General features: G+C 52.0%; 13 protein-coding genes. 8 read left to right on the plus strand and 5 right to left on the minus strand.

The window, feature by feature from the left end; translation table 11 throughout:
* Window positions 1-49: 49 nt before the first annotated feature.
* The 5 genes from dpaL (at window position 50) to C9J03_RS11590 (ending at window position 6,200) form a co-directional block, all read left to right on the plus strand.
* Entirely contained in the window at window positions 50-1,252 is a 1,203-nt protein-coding gene (dpaL, locus tag C9J03_RS11570; protein ID WP_044623726.1) for a diaminopropionate ammonia-lyase, read from the plus strand.
* Between the two features lie 178 nt (window positions 1,253-1,430).
* Window positions 1,431-2,642: a YgeY family selenium metabolism-linked hydrolase gene (locus tag C9J03_RS11575; RefSeq protein ID WP_044623725.1), complete on the plus strand. Its 1,212-nt coding sequence runs from the start codon at window positions 1,431-1,433 to the stop codon at window positions 2,640-2,642.
* Between the two features lie 278 nt (window positions 2,643-2,920).
* Window positions 2,921-4,378, plus strand: a complete 1,458-nt coding sequence (gene hydA / locus C9J03_RS11580) for a dihydropyrimidinase (RefSeq protein WP_231580677.1) — start codon at window positions 2,921-2,923, stop codon at window positions 4,376-4,378.
* Between the two features lie 61 nt (window positions 4,379-4,439).
* Window positions 4,440-5,357 carry a carbamate kinase gene (gene arcC, locus C9J03_RS11585; RefSeq protein WP_044623724.1) on the plus strand — a complete coding sequence of 306 codons (918 nt, stop codon included), beginning with the start codon at window positions 4,440-4,442 and terminating at the stop codon, window positions 5,355-5,357.
* Between the two features lie 390 nt (window positions 5,358-5,747).
* Window positions 5,748-6,200, plus strand: a complete 453-nt coding sequence (locus C9J03_RS11590) for a septal ring lytic transglycosylase RlpA family protein (RefSeq protein WP_197078606.1) — start codon at window positions 5,748-5,750, stop codon at window positions 6,198-6,200.
* A gap of 71 nt (window positions 6,201-6,271) precedes the next feature.
* Here C9J03_RS11590 and C9J03_RS11595 read toward each other — a convergent pair whose 3' ends face one another.
* Both C9J03_RS11595 and C9J03_RS11600 read right to left on the minus strand, forming a co-directional pair.
* Window positions 6,272-6,499 carry a hypothetical protein gene (locus C9J03_RS11595; protein ID WP_044623723.1) on the minus strand — a complete coding sequence of 76 codons (228 nt, stop codon included), beginning with the start codon at window positions 6,497-6,499 and terminating at the stop codon, window positions 6,272-6,274.
* 97 nt (window positions 6,500-6,596) lie between these two features.
* Entirely contained in the window at window positions 6,597-7,541 is a 945-nt protein-coding gene (locus C9J03_RS11600) for a hypothetical protein (protein ID WP_044623722.1), read from the minus strand.
* A 347-nt stretch (window positions 7,542-7,888) separates the two neighbouring features.
* Between C9J03_RS11600 and C9J03_RS11605 the strand changes: the two genes are divergently transcribed.
* The gene (locus C9J03_RS11605; RefSeq protein ID WP_231580676.1) at window positions 7,889-9,652 is read left to right on the plus strand and encodes a glycerophosphodiester phosphodiesterase; all 1,764 of its coding nucleotides are present in this window, start codon (window positions 7,889-7,891) and stop codon (window positions 9,650-9,652) included.
* Window positions 9,653-9,665: 13 nt separating this feature from the next.
* On the opposite strand, the gene C9J03_RS11610 is transcribed toward C9J03_RS11605, so the two are convergent.
* From C9J03_RS11610 to C9J03_RS11620, 3 genes are all read right to left on the minus strand, one after another.
* Window positions 9,666-9,884 carry a dodecin gene (locus C9J03_RS11610; RefSeq protein WP_044623721.1) on the minus strand — a complete coding sequence of 73 codons (219 nt, stop codon included), beginning with the start codon at window positions 9,882-9,884 and terminating at the stop codon, window positions 9,666-9,668.
* Between the two features lie 176 nt (window positions 9,885-10,060).
* Window positions 10,061-12,844 (minus strand): sulfide/dihydroorotate dehydrogenase-like FAD/NAD-binding protein, encoded by a 2,784-nt coding sequence (locus tag C9J03_RS11615; protein ID WP_044623720.1) that lies wholly within the window; start codon window positions 12,842-12,844, stop codon window positions 10,061-10,063.
* Window positions 12,845-12,846: 2 nt separating this feature from the next.
* Entirely contained in the window at window positions 12,847-17,865 is a 5,019-nt protein-coding gene (locus C9J03_RS11620; RefSeq protein ID WP_044623719.1) for a 2-oxoacid:acceptor oxidoreductase family protein, read from the minus strand.
* 449 nt (window positions 17,866-18,314) lie between these two features.
* Between C9J03_RS11620 and yddG the strand changes: the two genes are divergently transcribed.
* Both yddG and C9J03_RS11630 read left to right on the plus strand, forming a co-directional pair.
* Complete coding sequence (gene yddG, locus C9J03_RS11625) at window positions 18,315-19,199, plus strand: aromatic amino acid DMT transporter YddG (protein WP_044623718.1); 885 nt, start codon at window positions 18,315-18,317, stop codon at window positions 19,197-19,199.
* A gap of 183 nt (window positions 19,200-19,382) precedes the next feature.
* Complete coding sequence (locus tag C9J03_RS11630) at window positions 19,383-20,894, plus strand: PTS transporter subunit EIIC (protein WP_044623717.1); 1,512 nt, start codon at window positions 19,383-19,385, stop codon at window positions 20,892-20,894.
* The last annotated feature ends 19 nt before the right edge of the window (window positions 20,895-20,913 follow it).

The raw sequence follows: 20,913 nt of genomic DNA on the forward strand, positions 1-20,913 counted from the left end.
TAATTAACGCCCCCGCCTTTTTCTTTCTCTTATTTTATGAGGTCTGGTCGTGTCTACGTTCACTCTTAAAATGGAGATCGCCGATAACCGCCATTATAACGGTCAGCTTTCTCCACTCTTTACCGCCGCTGAAGCGGAAAAAGCCCGCGCATTCCACCAAGCTGTGGAAGGCTACCAGCCGACACCTTTACATTCGCTTGACTGCCTGGCCAAAGACATCGGTGTTGGCAAAATCCTGGTTAAAGACGAAGCCTACCGCTTCGATTTGAATGCTTTTAAGATGCTGGGGGGCGCCTATGCGATTGCCCGCTTGCTGTGTGATGAGTTCAAGCTCGATATCAATGCCTTTGATTTCGCCAAGCTGAGAAACGACATTACAGAAAAAATGACCTTTGCGACCGCAACCGATGGCAACCACGGCCGTGGTGTAGCATGGGCCGCCAATAAACTCGGTCAGAACGCTGTGGTTTATATGCCAAAAGGTGCTGCCGATGAGCGTGTTAACAACATCCGTGCCCTGGGGGCCGAATGTATTGTGACCGACATGAACTACGACGATACCGTGCGCCTCGCGATCAAAACCGCCGATGAAAACGGTTGGAAAGTGGTACAGGACACGGCATGGGAAGGGTATACCGAAATCCCGACTTGGATCATGCAGGGTTACACCACTATGGCAGCAGAAGCTGTCGACCAAATGAAAGCGATGGCTGTTGAACGCCCGACTCACGTGTTCCTACAGGCCGGCGTTGGCGCGATGGCCGGCGGCGTGCTGGGCTACCTGTGTGACCAATACGGTCCTGACAAACTGCACTCAGTGGTTGTCGAGCCTGATCAAGCTGACTGTATCTACCGCTCGGGGATCAGCGAAAAAGGTGAAATGATCAATGTCGATGGCGATCTTGCCACCATCATGGTTGGTCTGGCATGTGGTGAACCTAACCCAATCGGCTGGCCGGTATTGCGTGATTGCTCTACCCAGTTTGTTTCCTGCCAGGACAGTGTTGCAGCCCTCGGTATGCGTGTCCTCGGCAATCCATTGGGTGACGATCCTCGAGTTGTGTCTGGTGAGTCTGGCGCAGTCGGTGCTGGTTTGCTTGCCGCCATTCATTTCCACCCAGAAAAAGAAAAGCTGATGGAAAAAATGGGCCTCAACAAAGACTCGGTGGTGCTCTTGATTAATACCGAAGGGGATACTGACCCTGTCCACTACCGCGAAGTCGTGTGGGGCGGCAAACACCAAACTATTTGACCATTTATTTGGGCTAGTTAGCACATGCCTGTGCTAACTAGCGTCACTAAATGCTCAAGAAATAGATGAATAAAGAATTTTAAATTTAGTGCCTTGTTGGTGTCATCAATAGGCAGGGTGCCGTGAAAATCGATCATACCGGGTGTGATGACCACCGCCCGGTTCAAGGAGAATTATAATGAACATCCCATTTGCCCAAGTACTGGAAAAAGCCCAAGACTACAAAGCGGACATGACCCGTTTCCTTCGTGACATGATTGCCATTCCAAGTGAAAGCTGTGACGAAGAAAAAGTGGTACTGCGCATCAAAGAAGAAATGGAAAAAGTCGGTTTTGACAAAGTAGAAATCGACCCAATGGGCAACGTACTGGGTTGGATTGGTCACGGTCCTCACCTCATCGCGATGGATGCACATATCGATACCGTGGGTGTCGGTAATATGGATAACTGGGACTTCGACCCATATGAAGGTATGGAAGATGACGAAGTGATCGGTGGCCGTGGTGCATCGGATCAGGAAGGCGGCATGGCGTCTATGGTTTACGCCGGTAAGATCATCAAAGATCTTGGCCTAGAAGACGAATACACCTTACTAGTAACCGGTACTGTCCAGGAAGAAGACTGTGACGGTCTGTGCTGGCAGTACATTATCCAGGAAAGCAACATCCGCCCTGAGTTTGTCGTTTCGACTGAACCAACTGATTGCCAGATCTACCGCGGCCAGCGCGGCCGTATGGAAATCCGTGTTGATGTATCCGGTGTCAGTTGCCACGGCTCAGCACCTGAGCGTGGTGATAATGCCATCTTCAAAATGGGCCATATTCTAGGCGATATCGAGAAACTGGCTTCCAACCTTGGTGACGACCCATTCCTAGGCAAAGGCACATTGACGGTTTCTGAAGTCTTCTTCACCTCACCAAGCCGTTGTGCGGTAGCGGATAGCTGTGCGGTGTCTATCGACCGTCGTCTGACTTGGGGCGAAACGTGGGAAGGTGCTATCAAGGAAATCGAAGAGCTTGAAGCGGTTAAGAAATTCGGTGGTAAAGTATCTATGTACAACTACGACCGTCCTGCCTACACCGGTTTGGTTTACCCAACTGAGTGCTACTTCCCAGCATGGAAGATCGACGAAGAGCATGTTGCAACCAAGACTCTGGAAGCGTCTTACGAGCTACTGTTCGACAAGAAACCTACCGTTGATAAGTGGACCTTCTCAACCAACGGCGTTTCTATCATGGGCCGCTACGGTATCCCAGTGATCGGCTTTGGTCCTGGTAAAGAGCCAGAAGCACACGCGCCAAACGAGAAGACTTGGAAAGATCATCTAGTCACTTGTGCTGCAATGTACGCTGTTATCCCACAGATGTACCTGAAAGAGTTGAAGAAGTAATAAAACGTGACGGGTAGGGTATTACGCTCTCTATGCTTTGCCTGTCCATCCTTTTCCGTCCTGGGGGTGCCGACCGCTCTGCCTAACGTTGGCCACATATCCCCCCCAGGATGGATTTCTTTTTTATGAGCAAGTTACCTCTGAACCCGTATTTTGAAGTAGCTTGACGATATAGGCAGGCGCTTGCTGTTCCTTTTGTCCGTTAGGCCTGAAGTTCTAAGTCATAGCGGGCAAACGAAACAGCATCCTTTTTATCTTAGGCAGAGAAGGAATAAAGTATGTTTTCCGCGGCGTCGAAAAAAACATCAGAAAACCAAGCGGCGATCCTGACCCAGCCCCGTCCGGGGACCATGTTGATCCGCCAGGGAATAGTGGTCGATCACCAGCAGGCACAAAAAGCCGATATTCTTATCGTTGACGGCAAGATCGCCGATATTGCCCCTGAAATCCACATCATTCCCAAGCAGTGTGAAATCATCGAGGCGGCGGGACTGTATGTCATGCCGGGCGGTATTGATGTCCATACCCATTTCAATATCGATGTTGGTATTGCGCGCAGTTGCGATGATTTTTTCTCCGGTACCCGCGCAGCAGCATGTGGCGGCACCACCACGGTTGTTGACCATATGGGCTTTGGCCCAAAAGGTTGCAGCCTTCATCACCAGTTGAATGTCTATCAGAAATACGCCAAGGAAACGGCCGTTATCGACTATAGCTTCCATGGGGTTATCCAGCATGTAAATGAAGACATCCTCGCTGAAATGGCTTCGATGGTCGAAGAAGAGGGGATATCTAGCTTCAAGTTGTACCTGACCTACGGTTACAAACTTGATGACGAAGACGTGCTCAAGGCACTGATCCAGCTTAAACAAGTCGGTGCGTTGGCTACCGTGCACCCCGAGAACGATGCTGCCATTGCCTTGCGCCGTAGCCAGTTGCTTGAGCAGGGCAAGACCGCACCTAAATACCACGCGGTAAGCCGCCCGCTGGAGTGCGAAGCCGAGGCCATTGCCCGGATGATCAACCTTGCCAAACTGGCCGGTGATGCCCCTTTGTACATTGTCCACCTCTCCAATGGGCTTGGCCTGGATTATGCCCGGCTCGCCCGTGACAACCACCAGCCGGTGTGGGTGGAAACCTGCCCGCAATACCTGATGCTTGATGACAGTTGCTACGAGCGGGAAGACGCCCTCAAGTATATCCTCAGCCCTCCTCTGCGCCCGGCTGCGGAGCGAGAGAAACTCTGGCTCGGGCTGGTGGATGGCAGTATCGATACGGTTGCCACCGATCATTGCGCGTTTACCTACCACGATCAAAAACAACGCGGCAAAGACAACTTTAGCGCTTGCCCTAACGGGATGCCCGGTGTTGAAACCCGAATGCCATTGCTGTTCTCTGAAGGCGTGATGAAAGGGCGGCTGAGCCCGAGCCGTTTTGTCGAGCTGACCAGTTACCTGCCTGCCAAGCTGTTTGGCCTTTATCCGCAAAAAGGCGCCTTGCAGGCCGGATCAGATGCTGACTTAGTGCTGTTCGACCCAGAGCAAGAAGTTTCAATCAAACACGAATTACTACACGACAACGCAGATTACACCCCGTTTGAAGATATCCAAACCCAGGGCTGGCCAGTGATGACCATCAGCCGTGGGGACGTTGTAGCGTGTAATGGCGAATTTACGGGGAAAGCTGGGAATGGCCGCTTTATTCGCCGCAAACCGTTCGATGCCAGTGCGCTGTAAACCGTAACGAACGGGCAGGGGTGATAGCCCCAAAACAACAAGGATAATTCAAGGAGTAGTTATGAACACCCCAACCAAGAAGAGTACTGCTGTCGTCGCCTTAGGGGGAAATGCACTGTTGCGTCGCGGCGATGCGCCAAGTTTTACCAACCAACTTGCCAATATCAAGATTGCCGCCAAGGCGATTGCGGAAATTGCCAAGGAATACCAAGTGGCGATTGTCCATGGTAATGGGCCTCAGGTCGGTTTGTTAGCGTTGCAAAACCTGGCTTACGACAAGGTTCAGCCTTACCCGCTCGATGTTTTGGGCGCCGAAAGTGAAGGTATGATCGGCTATATGCTGGCGCAGGAGTTGCAAAACCTGATGCCGGATACTGAAGTCACCAGCTTGCTGACCCGTATCGAAGTCGATCCGAACGACCCGAGTATGCTCGACCCGACCAAGTTCGTTGGCCCTGTCTACAACGAGGAAGAAGCCGGTATCTTGGCTGAAGCCAACAACTGGACCATGAAACGTGATGGCGAATTTGTCCGCCGCGTCGTACCGTCACCCAAGCCGCTGAACATCATCGATAAGAAATCTATCGAAACCCTGTTGGGCGCTGGCGACATTGTGATCTGCTGCGGTGGTGGCGGGATCCCGGTACGCAAAACCGACTGCGGTTACGCCGGGGTCGAAGGGGTGATCGACAAAGATCTGGCTGCCACTTTGCTGGCCAAGCAGCTCAAAGCCGACAAGTTATTGATCCTGACTGATGCCGATGCGGTCTACCTTGACTGGGGCACCGAGAACCAGCGCGCACTGCGCTCTACCACGCCGGCTCAGCTGAGCGAATACCAATTCCCGGCAGGCTCGATGGGCCCGAAAGTTGAAGCCGCCGCCGACTTCGCCCAGTTCGGTGGCAGAGCCTACATCGGCGCCTTGGAAGAAGGGCTGGATGTACTGGCCGAGCGAGCAGGTACCTGTGTTAGTGAGTAGCTGCTAGTGGTTTAATCCAGGCTTGATGAACAAACAGCAACTCAAGGAATTGGGTTGCTGTTTTTTTTGTGGGGATCAATGAATAGCCACTAACAATCTGCCACAGATCTCAAACGTTGCTGACTTTTATATTTTCATTTCTAAAATCTTTCTTAATCATGACCAATCGAACCATCGTTCATGGAAAGATAGGCGAGTCATATCGGATGGCCATGTTTGCCTCATTCGCGTTTCTAAACTGTTTTATTGCAACTGTGGTCGCTTTGTATACAGTGACGCAGCATGCTAGAGCGGGTATTTCACACTCATTATTAATAAGACGTCTTGAAGCTATGACACTCCAGGCAATATTTTTAAACCAACAATAAGTCAGAAATAGACAAACATGACATGAAGAAAATTGAGTATCAAAATAGCATGAAAAAATTAAACCTCGCTTTTGCTGCTTTCATCTTTACTGTGCTTGCGGGCTGCTCGTCAACTGAGGCAGTCTATGATGAAAAAACAAAGGTTTACGCCAAGTCACATAAGCTTGTTGGCCAAGCGTCGTGGTATGGTGACAGATACCACGGAAAGCTCACTGCAAGTGGTGAGCGGTATAACATGAGAGCCTATACAGCGGCTCATAAAACCTTACCTTTTGGGACTATCGTGAGGGTTACAAATACAGCTAACAACAAAACGGTAGATGTGAAGATCAATGATCGAGGTCCTTTTGCCAAAGACCGAGTCATTGACCTTTCTCATAAGTCATTTGAACAAATAGGTGACACCAAGAAAGGCTTAGCACCGGTCAAAATTCAAATTATTGATGATAGTAATACCTTCAGGTATAAGCACTAATCCCCTAATCAAAGTTAGCTTGGACTGATTTGTGTAGCAGCTTGCTGCACAAATCGGTACTGACGCTGTTGCTAGGTGAGGTTGTCGTTAATCGTCTTCTTACCGCACTTTTCGCAAATACTATGGCGTGAAAAGTCATCCATAGTGGCTTCAAACGCGCCAACCGCAGCACTTTTAATAAAGCCTTTTAAGAAATCCTTAAATTTGCTCTGCTCAGGTTCATCTCGAACTAAAACAACAATATGCTTAGTCTCCATTGCGCATTTGGAGCAGTAGTGAACTTCTTCATTTGTCAGCATGAGGCGTCTCGATGTGATGAGTTTCTATCGATTGAAGTTACCTGAACACCTTTCTTGCCGCTTTGAGACGTAACTCCCGTTTTGCTGTAATGCATAATCAATAAACCCGGTATTGTGCGTTCCAGCTGAAGCTTTCCCCTACCGGTACATTAACCTCGATAAAATTTTCCGGGGAGAGGGAACGGTCATTAGCCCAGACCACTAGTCTGCTCAATGGCTGATCCACCTTGACATCGATGCCCCGGTTCAGTCCGTGGTGATGAACGCGAAACTGGTGATCATCTGAGGTACTGGCAAAACCTGTCAGAGGAATAAACAGTCGGCGATCGTCGCGGATCGTCTCAAGGATCTGAAGGCTGTTGCTATCTAGTTTTATACGAGGCTCGCTTTTGCGCTTTTCCGGAGAAAAAGGAAAAAACACTTGATATTGCTGATCAACCTTCTGGTCATCAATGACAAAAAAGTGGTGGTTGAACACAGTGGTTTCAATTGCCTTTTCGCCGGTGTTTTCCAGTTGATGTGACATGGTAAATCCCTGCTCGTCCAAGGTAATGGTCTTTTGATAACGATAGCCATACCCCGTGCCATCCTGCAGTGTCTGAATGAATTCTACACTGTGGTCGGAAGCATTGATTTGCCATTCGCCATGGTCAAGGATCTGGTAGGGGTTGGTAAAGTTAAAACGTTCTTCGTCAGCTGGTTTTTTCAGGACACCGATACCGATACGAACAAAAGTCTCGGATTCACCATAACCCAGGTTGTCGAATATCTGGGCCGGTCCATTCACACTGAAGTGTATTTTGGGGTCATGTACGGGCTCAAAGCGCCAACGACCAAAATACTCAACACCGTCTAACTGAAACGAGTGGATCAAACCTGACCAGTCAAACCGAGTGGAACGATATGAACCGTCCTCAACATCTGGCAGGTATATCGCCATTTCAACCATATCGTTTGCCAACCGAACTTCAGGGAAACTGACAGCTGACGCGCCAACGCTCGCTACGGATAAACAGCCGCATAGAAACCAGCAGATTTTCATTTAATACCTTTGATTTATTACTGTAAATATCAATAACCTATCAGGAAAATTCGCCTAGCGACCTATTACGGATCAATACATGGCTGACTAAGCTCCCGTACTAATTTGCGGCCTCTGGCACCTAAACGAAATCGAGGTAGAGTGCGGGTATCAATTATTCAATAGCCACTACGCCATAATGTGCTATCGCTTATCTATGCTAAGCATCCTTTTTGCTCCGGTGTTATTATATTCCTTCGAATCAAAATACAACTTGGCGAAAACGACATTTGACTAGCGCAATAATTCATCGCGGTCGGCACATTTTATATTTCATATGGCACCGGCTCAGAACCAGTGGCTTGCAGATGCTGGCCAGTTTCCTTTTTGTGCGCTGTGCACTGCTGACCTTGTTCGTCCCGCTCGATATTTGGATCAGCTCCAAGTTGATGGCGTTTCATGGGGTGAGTGCCATTGCCAATCAGGAGTTACTGTCTTTCTTCCTCTCGCCAGCAGGCTTTTTGCTGAGCTTGTGGTTTATCACACAGCTGAGTTTTGCCTTTTTCGTCGAACACTCAACAATTAGCATCTTGCTGGCCCAGCATGATCTGGGCAAGCGATCGATATTGGATACGTTCGGACTGATCCTCCAGCGCAGCTTTCGGGTGGCAAAGGTCGTGCTGGCACAATCGCTTGGGATCAGTCTGCTGCTTTCTACCTTGGTGTGGTGCGGGCGCTGGATCTACGGGCTTATGCTCAATGACTGGGATATCAACTATTATCTCAGCCACCAGATGAGCTCGTTGTGGCTGGCGGTTGGCTTATTGGTCCTGCTCACGTTACCGATTGTCTTGTTGGTTCTGCGCTATTGGGCTAGCTGGTGGCTCGCCTTGCCGCTGAGCCTGTTTCAAAACTGCTCCCAGTGGCGGCTGTTCAAGCAAGCCCAGCGTTTGAGCCAAGGCATTTATCCGCATATTTTATTGGGCCATATTGCTTGGTTATTCGGCCGGGTGGTTATTATTGCGATTATCGCCAAGGGCATTTTGTTTGTGCTTGAACCCGTACTGCACTGGGCAACTTATGATCCTGAGCGTTACCCTTGGCTGATGGTTGCAACGGTTCTGCTGATTGGCGTCGCCTTTCTGCTGAGCTTTGTCGACCGCTTTATTTACGCAAGTTGCCAATACTATGTGCTGCGCCTGCAAACCAGGCGCCATAAACTGGTCAATGAAGAAGAACGATTTGCGGGGCTGATGCAAAGCACCGAGCGCCGTATTTTGCTCAGTAGTGTCATGGTGTTGTTCATTGTCTTTGCATCAGTGAATGGTTACTCCGACGTGCGCCATTTCGTCGGACATTTGCAAACCAATACCTCTGGCTATGTCACCGCGCACCGCGGTGGGGGATTTGCGTACCCAGAAAACAGTGAAGCAGGCATACAGTACGCAATATCGCTGGGGGTCCAGAGTACCGAAATTGATGTGCAGATCACCAAGGACGGGCAGGTGGTGGTTTTCCACGACCGTGACTTGGGCCGTATGCTTGGCTCTCACTTGGTGGTGGAAGAGGCCAGTTATTCTGAGATAGTCGCGGCTTATCAGGCTAAGAACCAAGTACCTCCGCCGCTGTTAAAACAGTTATTGGATGACTATGCCGATGATATCGAATTCAATATTGAATTAAAGCGTTACAACCGAAGCTTCGATCTAGCTCTGGCAATGGCGGAGTTGCTGCCGAAGTACCAGCAAGCCATGATTGTGTCGAGCTTGGATGTCGAACTGCTGGCACGGCTGATGAACAAGATGGAGGCATCGCGTCCTGAACAGCTACGCTATGCGCTTATTTATGCCGCCAGTGTTGGCGAGTCCGAGCTTGAACGAGAAGTGGATATGCTGATGCTCAGCGATCAATGGCTTGATACGTGGCGGATCATTGAAATCCAGCAACGGGAGCAAGAGGTATTGGCTTGGACCATCAACAACTCAGCTGCGATGGAGCGGCTATTCCTGTTGGGGGTGGATGGCATTATTACCGACGAGCCCAAGTTAGCGTTGGAAGCCAAGAAGAGCATAGAACAAATGGATTTCTCTGAGCGGGCGCTGCGGACCTTGCGCCACTGGTTGTTACTTTAAATGAAAGATCGGCTTACTCTTCTAGGGTAAAGCCGATTTTAATGGTTACCTGCCAGTGGGCCACTTTGCCATCTTCAATATGGCCGCGGGTTTCGACGACCTCAAACCAGCGCAGGTTTTTGACGGTTTCGTTTGCCCGTTCAATAGCGTTGCTGATTGCGTCTTCAATACTGTCTGGAGACGAGCCAACCAGTTCCATTTTTTTGTAGGTGTGATGATCGGGGCCACTCATAGCCGTCTCCTGCCATTAATCGTCGTTTAAGTGTAGTCGTTTTGAAGGCCACGTCATGCCGCAATATTGAATGATAATGCCCCGTGACTGATGGAGGGCAACGCTATTATTATTCGGGCAAGAAAAAGGGCCTCACTCTGCAGTGAAGCCCTTTGATGCTATCTAGCTACTGGAGCTTACTCCTCAATCAACCGGTGCGCGATCTGGCTCTGGCGCTCTTGTGGTTTGAACTGGTTAAACCTTGGCAAGAACTTGTCCCAGTCGATGACATGGCTGTTGATTTCAGGACCATCGATACAGGCGTGCTTGCGCACCAGTTTGCCGTCTTCCATCACTGGCACCATGCAGGCGCCACACATGCCGGTGGCATCCACCATGATGGAGTTGAGGCTGGCAACACAAGGGACTTGATAGCCTAGAGTCTGATCGCTCACTGCACGCATCATCATTGGCGGACCTATGGTGATGACTTCTGCAATTGTCTGATCAGAATCAGGACTATTGGCTTCCCTGTGCTGCACCAGGCGATCTTCCAGCGGATTAGTCACGAACCCTTCGATGCCGAATGTACCGTCATTACTGGTGTAAACCACTTCCAGCAAACCTGGGAACGCAGCCCGGAGGTTCTCGACTTTGTCACCTTCCTCGGTCCAGAAGCTATGGGTTTTGCTTCTGAAACCGGAGATCAGAGTGACTTTGTTGCCGATTTCCAGATGGGCACGCATGATCGGGTGTACCGCCGGCAGACCAACGCCGCCAGCGGTGAAGATAACACTCTGGTTGTCAGGGTGTTTCACCACGTGGCTTGCTTGCCCCAGTGGGCCGGCAATGGCCTCGAAGCAGTCGCCTTCTTGCATTTGGTTGATCAGCTTGGAGCTGGTCCCCAGACCTTGGATCACTAGCTCGATAGTGCCGGCCTCGGCGTCCCAGTCGGCCAGAGTCAGCGGGATCAATTCACCTTTTTCATCCGCCAGTACCCTGACAAACTGTCCCGCCTTGGCTGAGCGGGCAATCAGCGGTGAGGTAATGGTGAACTCGACAATTTCCTCGGTCAATTGCCGACGTTTGACGATTTTCGGCGGCGTTTGGCTAAGCCCCGTGTAGTGGCAAGCTTGTGCGACTAGCCCTTCGACTTCCTTGGCGTTGAAATCAAGGTGGCCCATGATCTCTCTTGCCGCTGCCTGACCGTCACCAGCGGCCTTGATCGCGGTAGAACCACCACGGGTAGCATCACCACCACTGTACACGCCGCTTAGCGAGGTCTCTTGCGAGCCTTTGTTGAGCAGCAGCGTACCCCACTTGGAGGTATCCAAGTCTGGGTTAGCGTCTTTGACGATCGGGTTAGAGCTGTTACCCAAGGCCATAATGGCAAAGTCGACCTTCATCAGCTCAAACTCACCGGTAGACTGTGGACGTCTACGGCCAGACGCATCGGGCTCGCCCAGCGCCATCACATCAAGTTTGGCACTGGCCAGAACATGGTTCTTGTCGCCGTTGAACTCGCAAGGGGAGCGGAGCTCTTTGAGCATGATCCCTTCTTCGAGCGCATGGTGAAGCTCTTCGACACGGGCTGGCATTTCCTGTTGGGTCCGGCGGTAGACGATAGTGACGTTGGCCCCCAAACGGCAAGCGGTACGGGCAGCGTCCATCGCGGTGTTACCACCACCGATGATCATCACTTCCTTGCCTTCCATATCCGGCATTGGCGTTTCGTAGTCAGGCTCGTTGGCGTGCATCAGATTGACACGGGTAAGGAATTCATTGGCCGACATGATGTTCAGCAAATGCTCACCCGGTACATTCATAAAGCGCGGCAAGCCCGCCCCGGTACCGACGAAAATGCGCGTGAAGCCAGCACGCTTAAGGTCTTCAAGCGTTGCGGTCTTACCTACGATGTAGTTGGTGACAAAGCGGCCGCCGAGCGCTTTGATTTTCTCAACCACATCGTCCACCAACTGGTTAGGCAGGCGGAACTCAGGGATACCGTACCTCAGTACCCCGCCCAAGACATGGAATGCCTCGAACACGGTAACTGGGTAGCCTTCTTTGGCAAGCAAGTAGGCATTGATCAGCCCTGAAGGCCCAGAACCCACAATCGCAACCGGAGGCTTGGTCGCCGCAACCCAAGGGTTAATGTCAGCCGGTTTTGGTGGTTCACCGTTGGAAAGTTCGCGCTCACGCTGGGGCAGGAACCACTCCAACTGGCCGATTTCTATTGGCCTGTCGTTGTGGGTACACACCCCCTGACATTGCAGCTCCTGCGGGCAAACCCGGCCGGTAACATTCGGCAGTGGGTTGGCATCGCGGATCAGCTCGAAAGCGTCTCTAAAGCGGCCTTCACCCATCAGGTTGAGAACCTGAGGAATGTGGATCTTAACCGGGCAGCCTCCGTCGTTTTCTTCAGCGGGGTTACCGTCGCGATCGCACTTCGGCACACCGATTTCACACGGGCGGTCTTCACACTGCTTGTCTCGGATCACTTCCAGCCACACGAACAGTTCAACTTCCCGCAGGCTGTAGCCGAGCCCCATGTAACCGAGGTAGCCTTGGCTAACTAAGTCAAAGTCCTTGCGGCGCTCTTCGGCAGGGCGGACGTAAGGCGGTATGTTGTTGCTACCGGGCCATCCGACGGATAGCCCTTTGAACATCGGGTAGCGTTCAGACATATGGGTATCGAGCGCCTGCACAAAAGCACGCTTTTGCTTGAGCGGGATACGCCATAGGTAACGCTGTAGGGCGACACTGAGCTCATTGTCGGCCAGCAACAGCTGCCAGAGCTTATCGGTAAATTCAGCTGACAGCTTGCCTTGCTTGAGCGTCTCGCGGATAAGCTGCATGCTCTCTTCGATCACCATCTGCTGGAAGCGCTGCGGGTTTTGCTCCATGCGCTTTAGCATCAGCTCCCGTTGAGCTTGCGACACGCCAGGTGTCGTTTCTGGTTTTTCAAAAACATCACTCATGGCTACACCTCCACCGACGCAGGTGCGTTGAAGTGGATGATCTCGGCATCACACTCATCAGCAATGCGCGAGGCACGCTTGATCAACTCATCGCTGAGTTCGACGGTTTCCAGTGCATTAGGGATCACCTGGCTGATGACCTTGGCCTCGCCGTTTTCAACAATGGTGGTTTTCTCAAACAACTCACTCAATTGCTGGTAGCAGGTTTTGCAGTCGGTACATTGACCTTTTTCGTCTTCATTGATCGAAACCAGGGGTAGGGCACCATCGGCATCGCCAGCCTTAGCCTTAGGCGCATCAGCGCCCGCGTCTACCTGGGTGACCGGGATGCTATTGGCGACATTGGGCGAAGCAGCCATGGCTAACTCTGCCAAGCCATTGGCGATGGTTTCGATAGTCTGCTCGTTGCTGTCCATCGCGTTGTGGTAGCGCTGTTTCCACTCATTGATCTGCAGTTGGTACTGCTGGTCAATATTCGTGACATGCTGGCCGCTCAGGTACTGCAGCATATGCCAGTTGCGTAACCGCTCTTCGGTCAGGGCAACAATCGAACTGGAGACACTCAGCTTGATAAGGTGCTGCTGTTTATCCGTTGCCCAGATAAACGGTGTCTTGCCATTGCGTTCATCCGCACTCATTGTGACGTATTCAGCTATCTCAACCGCGTGTTGCTCGTCAGATACTGGGTTGAAGTGTTTCTTGAAGCGACCCTCATAGAGTGAGAAATCAGCCGGAGTAAATGGCACTTGTTTCAACTGGGTCATACCGTCACTGTCAATAAAGCTGATGGTATGGGTTGCCCAGTCATGTTGCAGCTCGGGGTTGCCTTCGATAGAGAAGCGCTCGGCCAGGGTTGCGCCCTTGCGTGGGTCGTGAACAAACACTGGGCTCATGCGGCTTTCAACAGCCAAGCGAGAGTGGCGGGTACTGGCGTCATCGGCAATACCGTGCTCACCCATACATGGGGTGTAGACGTCAAACAGTGCAGGAGCATCTTGATAGTTTAGGTACTCCATCAAGTTGGCCATGAAGTGGCCCTGCAAGGCGGTAGAGGTTTGTACCACCATGACTTTCGGGTGGAAGGTCGCGATGATACCCAGCTCTTTACGCGATTCTTGCTTACCGCTGTGGGCGCTGCCGAAGCGGCTCAGGTCGGAGTCCTGCGCGGTGAAGCTGGCGGTAGACGCCTGGCCCCCGGTATTGGAGTAACTACCGGTATTGAGCACGAACACCTTGATCGGCGTGCTGGTGGAAAGCAGGCGCGAGAGGGCACCAAAGCCGATGTCATAGGTCGCGCCGTCACCGCCGATACTGAATACGGTCGGTAACAGGCCAAGCTCCTGATCGGACAAATGGCTCCATTCCAGATAACGCAGCTGGCGATCGTGGGTCTCGGCATCGTACATGTCTTCAAGCTCTAGCTTGGCAGTGCGAAGGGCCTTGAACTGCTCGAGCTGGTTGGCCGCTTCACCCTCGAACAAGCCCTTGGCAACCGCCGGGGTATCCTGGAACAGGCTGTTCACCCATGGGTCGTTGTATGGGTTGGCCGGGAAAGTCGAGGCGTAGACACTACTACAACCGGTGGCGTTGGCAATCAGTGCATCAGACGGCCCGTTACCGGTTGGTCCGTATTCGAAGTGGTACAGGCGTTTCTCCAGAACTTTGATAGTACGGGCAATGCGCTCGGCACGGGTATTTTCTGCATCGATAGCTGCCAATGATTGCTGCTTGTCTTCCAGCTTCTCAATCATCTCCTCTAGGCTGGCGATGTGCGACTGGTAACGCTGCTGCTGCAGGGCGCGGTTGACCGAGGTAACCAGACGCAATGCAGTGACCTCGCCACAACCACGACACGCCCCGTGGCCTGAGCTCATGGCGTAGTAGTTGCTGCGGTCAAGCAATAGGCGCTTGGACTCGCTGGCATCGGTGACGCCTTGTTGCAGGAAGCGGGCAGGGGTATTTGGCATTTCTGCCAAGGTATGGAACAGCTCGTGCATCTGCTGGTTCATTTCTGTGGTCTGGCGGACTTTCTGCAGCGCGTTCGGACCACACACATCCACACATTCCATACATCCACTACACTTGCTTGGGTCGATAGCGACCGAGAACAGGCCACCGCTACCAGGAACCGCTTTTTCCATGGCATCGAAGAAAGGTTTGGTACGGCTGACAGGCAGCGATTCCAGCGCCACGCAAATACCAGCGATTTGCTGTGAGACCGCCGGATCATCAAAGGTCATGCTGTCGACCACTTTGGCGACCACTTGGTGCAGCGGTAGTGACTCGTTCTTCGGCGCGGTGCGGTAGTATTGGCGAACCGCATCCAAAATCGGCGGCATTTTGGCTTTCAGGCCATCACGCTGTGCAGGCGGGATATTGAGCTTGTCGATCGCCACGTAAAGGATATCGTGCAGCTCATGCACCGCATTCGGGATCGCACCGTCAGGACAGGCGATGGTACATTCCATACAGCCGGTACACTTGTCGGCATCGAACTTGGGGGCATTGAGCCTGAACAGGCCTTTATCTTTGGTGATCGCGCTGGCTGGTGGCATGAACATGCCCGAGCCCGGTATCACTGGCGCTTCGCCAATCGAACCATCGGCATAATGCTTACCCGCGATATTGCTGAAGTAGGATGGGTCGAACAGGCCACAGCTGGCTTGTTTCTGTTTCGGTGCATCGGCTTTGGTTGTTGCTGCAGCAGCAATGTCAGCATCTTCGAACTCTGCGTAGCAAACCTGCTTGGTCGCATGGATCCCTTCGCGGATCACCGCCATGTTACTAGCAACCACTTTCTCGCCCTTGGCACCGAACTTCTTGGCGATCTGCTGGGTGATGCGCTCAAGCATTAAGGTTTCATCGGCACCTTGGGTGACCTGGGTGGCATGGCCGCAAAGCGCGCCGATAAAGGCGATCCCCATCATCCTGATCTCGAGATCTGCGGATGGTGCTTGTTCACGGGCGACCTTGAAGGCATCGACAATGTAGAAGTTGATGTTGTTGTCACGAATGAACTGGCGGGCAGCCGCTGGGATTTCCTGCCATACCTGCTCTGGCTCGTGGTGGGTTTGCAGGATGAAAGTACCGTTAGGGCTTAAGCCTGCCAGCGGGTTGGTGTGCATGAACACCTTGTGGTCTGGTGACAGGACGATTTCAACTTGCTGCAGTTCGGCATTGGTGATCTTTATAGGCTCAGGCGACAGAGTAATAAAGAAGTTGGTCGGTGCACCACTTTTCTCCGAGCCGTATTTTGGCATGGACTTCGAGTGCAGCCCCAAAGCTCCGGATAGGATATCGGTGAGCAATTTACCGGTGGCAATGGTGCCGTAACCACCTACGGAGTGGAAGCGAACTCGAAGTGCGGATTCAGGCAGTAGGTTAGGGTTCTCGCCGGTTTCCAGTGCCATCAGTTCGGTATCTGGATAGGCGGCACGAAGGCGGTCTTGGATTTCCTTAAGCTCACCGGTGGCCTTGGCATCGAAGAACTGGCTGCCGAGATAGAAGAACGGCTTGGTATTGTCATCGCGCATGTTATCGAACGCGGCGATCAGGTGCTTAGGCTGCAGATCATGGCCGCCCAGCCCGAAAATACCGGTGCTGATGGTTGGGATTTGCTGCAGCGGTGGAATACCTTTATGCCTTGGGCTCTGCACGTTTTCCTGTGCCTTGAACAAGGCGCGGGAGATACGTGCGGTCAGGCGGGTTTCATCACAGCGCTCAAGCACAGTCACTGCCATTTTACCGGCAAGCTTTTCGACAATTTGTGCTTCCGGGAACGGATGAAGCTGCTTGATTGAAATAACCCCGACTTTCTGACCTTGCTCACGCAGATGCGCTGCCACGGCTTCGGCATCATCGGTAACTGAGCCTAGGCCTACAATGATATAGTCGGCATCGTCGCACATGAAGTCCATGACAGGCTCGTAGAAGCGACCGGTGAGCTCGCCGTATTCCCGCATGGCTTGCTCGATAAACTGCGGCACGTCATTCTGGAAGTGACTGCGGTGATCGACAATACCTGCCTGGTAATCCGGCTGGTTCTGTACCCCGCCGGTCAGGCCAGGGTTATGGGTGTCCATCAGGGCAGGAACGCGCTGGCGGGTATCTTTTTCGTAGGCATTGAGCCAAGCACGCTGCCATTTCTTTTGCAGGCCCTCAGGCAGGAATAGCTTGGTCGATTCAATGAACTGGCCTGCGCTGTCTTTTTCAATCGCTTCGCTGTTGCTGGCGATATAGCCTTTGAGGTCATTGAGTTTTTCAGGCCAGAACTGGTCTTGGAATTTTTCGATGAATTGGCCTAGCTGCCAAACGCGTCCCTTGGCACCGTAAAGCATACGCTGGGCTTCGGTTGGGGCCGGGATGCGATCAGTCGGGTCGCCGAGGTACTGTTTCAGTAATTCAGGCTCTGGCAGTTTCACTTCGCTCTGGATGTGGCTGGTGGCAAAGCCGTCCATGGTATTGGCTACCGGGATCAGTGATTGAGCACTGACACGGTAGGAAATCGCCGCAAGGTCGGCCGCTTCCTGTGCGTTGCTGGCAAATAGGGTGGTGTAGCCTGCAGAAAGCAGGGCGTACACATCATCATGGCCAGCCATTACGTTTAATGAATGGCGGGACACTGAGCGCGCGGCCACATGGAGTACGAAGCCTGCGGCTTTTTTGCCCACGGTGACATAGTGAGACTCCAAGCCATACAGGATCCCCTGGCTTGAAGAAGCGTTTGAGATATATTTTCCGCCGGTTAGGGCTGCGCCCAGTGCACCACTTTGGGCTGAGTGTTCTCCTTCGGGTTCGAAGAAGAAGGGGTGCTGTCCCCATACATTGCAACCACCTTGCGCCCTGAAAGCTTCGTATAATTCTGATATTTCAGTCGACGGGGTGATAGGGTATCCAATAACACCACCACAAACGTAATCCATCACATGGGCAACGGCACCGTTACCGTGTATGACAGTGGCCTGGCCGGGAAAGGCTGGGGTGTTAGAGGACGTATTGCTCCTTTGCGTCAGTGTAGACATACAACATAGCTCCTTGGAATATGGATTTATTATTAGGTCGACTTCCTTTATGGCGTCGATTCTTTACTCCTCACCAAAATACGGCATGGCTGAGATGCCGTTTTGCACCTTATCATTCAGAGCAATAGGGTTATTGACCACCGAATCTTGTGATCGCGTCCGAGATGACCAACTGATGCTTATATATAACCAAGTAACCTCAGGTTTTTGCATCAAAGTGAATATTTCAGCAACTTGAAGCCACTTGGGTATATAAACCAAATGCTACACTAGTTGCATTTGCAGCTTTGCCCATATGGTCACAAATCAAGCACAAATATCCCTGTTTTTAATGTGTTTATAGCCCCTTTTCCGCCTCGGGAAAGTCCAGCGCAAAATACGTTAGCGGTTGGTGGCAAAAGCTTGGTAATCTAGTCGTTTTCGTTTTTGACGAGTGGCGGTCTTTTTCTTTGTTTTCCAAGCATAAATATACCTTTGCCGGGTGCATCGCGATCTTGCTGTGGAGCACCATTGTTGCCTTTATCCGAAACGTGGCCGAGCTGCTGGGGCCGGTAGGCGGTGCGGCGATGATTTATACCCTCAGTTCGGTTTTGTTGCTGGTGGTGGTTGGCGCCCCAAGGCTCAGCCGTTTTTCCTCACGCTATTTGTTCATTGGCGGTGGGCTGTTCGTCAGCTACGAGATGTGCTTGGCACTGGCCCTAGGGATGGCCAACGACAGGGTACAGACGATTGAAATGAGCGTGATTAACTACCTCTGGCCAGCTTTGACTGTCATGCTGGCGGTGGTGGCGAGCCGGCAAAAAGTGAGCAAACTATTGTATCCGGCGATGGCGATGGCATTTATCGGCGTGGCATGGACGGTCAGCGGTGAGCAGGGCTTGTCGCTGACCCGGTTGACTGCCAATGTTGCGACCAATCCGGTGAGCTATGGCTTGGCATTCAGCGGTGCGATTATCTGGGCTGTCTACTGCAATATCACCAAGCGTTTGGCCAATGGCCAGAATGCGATTGCCTGGTTTTTTATGGCGACGGCGGTGGCGCTGTGGGTGAAATACGCCCTGACCGACCAGCCAGCTATGGTATGGAGTGGTGAGGCACTACTGAACTTGGTGTTGGCTGCCATTGCGATGGCTGGCGGCTACGGGTTGTGGAACATTGCCATCATCGGCGGCAATATGGTGCTGTTGGCCACTCTGTCTTATTTCACTCCTATCTTATCTGCTTTTTTCTCTGCCCTGATCTTCGGTATTACCTTGGGCGCGACGTTCTGGCAGGGAGTGGTGATGGTCAGTGCTGCCTCGCTTTGCTGCTGGTATTTGACGCGCAAGAAATAAGTCCGCAGCTAATAATGTATTCACGAGATGGATAGGCTCCAGCGGGCTTTGTAAGCAGTAGCTTACAAAGCCATTCGTTTTTGTAACCTTCAGTCCGATGATTTCCAATACTATGTCTTTTATTTCATACGTGATGTGAAACAGGGAACCCCCTAAAGACATTAATAAATACAAGGACAGGTTATGATTGATAAAATCAAGCATGGTGTCTCAAAGCTATCCTCCATCGGTAAAGCTTTGATGCTGCCTATCTCTATTCTTCCCGCCGCGGGGTTGTTATTGGCGTTTGGAGCAAAGCTCGACTTGCCACTGATGATGCGGGCCGGTGGTGTTATCTTCGATAATTTGGCGTTGCTGTTTGCCGTGGGCGCCGCTGTCGGGCTGAGCAAGGATTCGGGCATTGCCGCCCTGGCTGCTGTGGTTGCGATGGCGGTAATGAATGTCACCATGGGCGTCGCGCTGGGGATTACTCCGGAAATGGCAATGAGCGGGGGCCGTTATGCCATGGTCATGGGGATACCGACGCTGCAAACCGGCGTGTTTGGCGGCTTGATTGCCGGTATCCTGGCGGCCAACATGTACGCGAGATTCTCGAATATTACCCTGCCTGACTTCTTGGGCTTTTTCTCCGGCAAGCGCTTTGTCCCGATTGTGACGGCATTCAGTGCATTCGCGATTGGTCTGGTTCTGCCTTATGTCTGGTCCTACATCCAATCCGGTATCGATGCCCTGTCGGTAATGGCGAACGGCGGTAATATGTATGTTTCGACATTTATCTACGGCTTCATGGAGCGTGCGCTGATCCCCGTGGGCCTGCACCATATTTTCTACAGCCCTTACTGGTTCTCGTTCGGTGAGTACACCACAGCGGCTGGCACCGTGGTCAATGGTGACTACACGATTTGGTTCAAGATGCTGGAAGACGGGGTGACTACCTTCTCGACCGATCAGTATCAGGACGCAGGTAAGTTCCTATCCGGTAACTTTGCTATTTACATGTTTGCCTTCCCGGCGGCCTGCTTGGCGATGTACCATGAAGCGCACGACAAGAACCGTAAAATCGCCGCGGGTATTTTAGGCTCGGCTGCCCTGACATCCTTTGTCACGGGGATCACTGAACCGGTAGAGTTTGCGTTTATTTTTGTGGCTCCCGTACTGTACATTTTCTCGGCGATAATGGCGGGCATTTCCTACTCGGTGACCTACGCGCTGGATATCCATATTGGTAAAACCTTCTCGGCCGGTATTATCGACTTTGTGTCCTTCGGCGTCTTGCCTGCAATGGATGGTTTTAAGACCAATTGGCTGAACATCTTCTTGTGGGGACCAATCATGGCACTGATTTATTACAGTGTATTCAGGATTGCTATTCGCAAATTTGACTTCAAGACTGTCGGCCGCGAAGCCGAGCAACGGGCAGAGATCACCCTGGACAACCAGGCGTTGGCCAGAGAGATCATCAGCAAAATTGGTGGTCGAGACAACATTACGTCGATTGGTGCCTGTATTACCCGTCTTCGCCTTGAGCTAAAGGATCTTACTCTGGTTGATGAAAAAGGCATCCAAGAGCTAGGGGCTATGGGCGTGATTAAAGTCGGGGGCAGCGGATTGCAAATTATCCTGGGTTCCAAAGCACAGTTTGTTGCGGAAATCATGAGTGAGGAGCCGCAAGAGCCAACCCCCAGCCTTGCGTGAGTACCTATAACCTAAGTAC

This window comes from Photobacterium gaetbulicola, assembly GCF_003025515.1.
Taxonomy (GTDB): Bacteria; Pseudomonadota; Gammaproteobacteria; order Enterobacterales; family Vibrionaceae; genus Photobacterium; species Photobacterium gaetbulicola.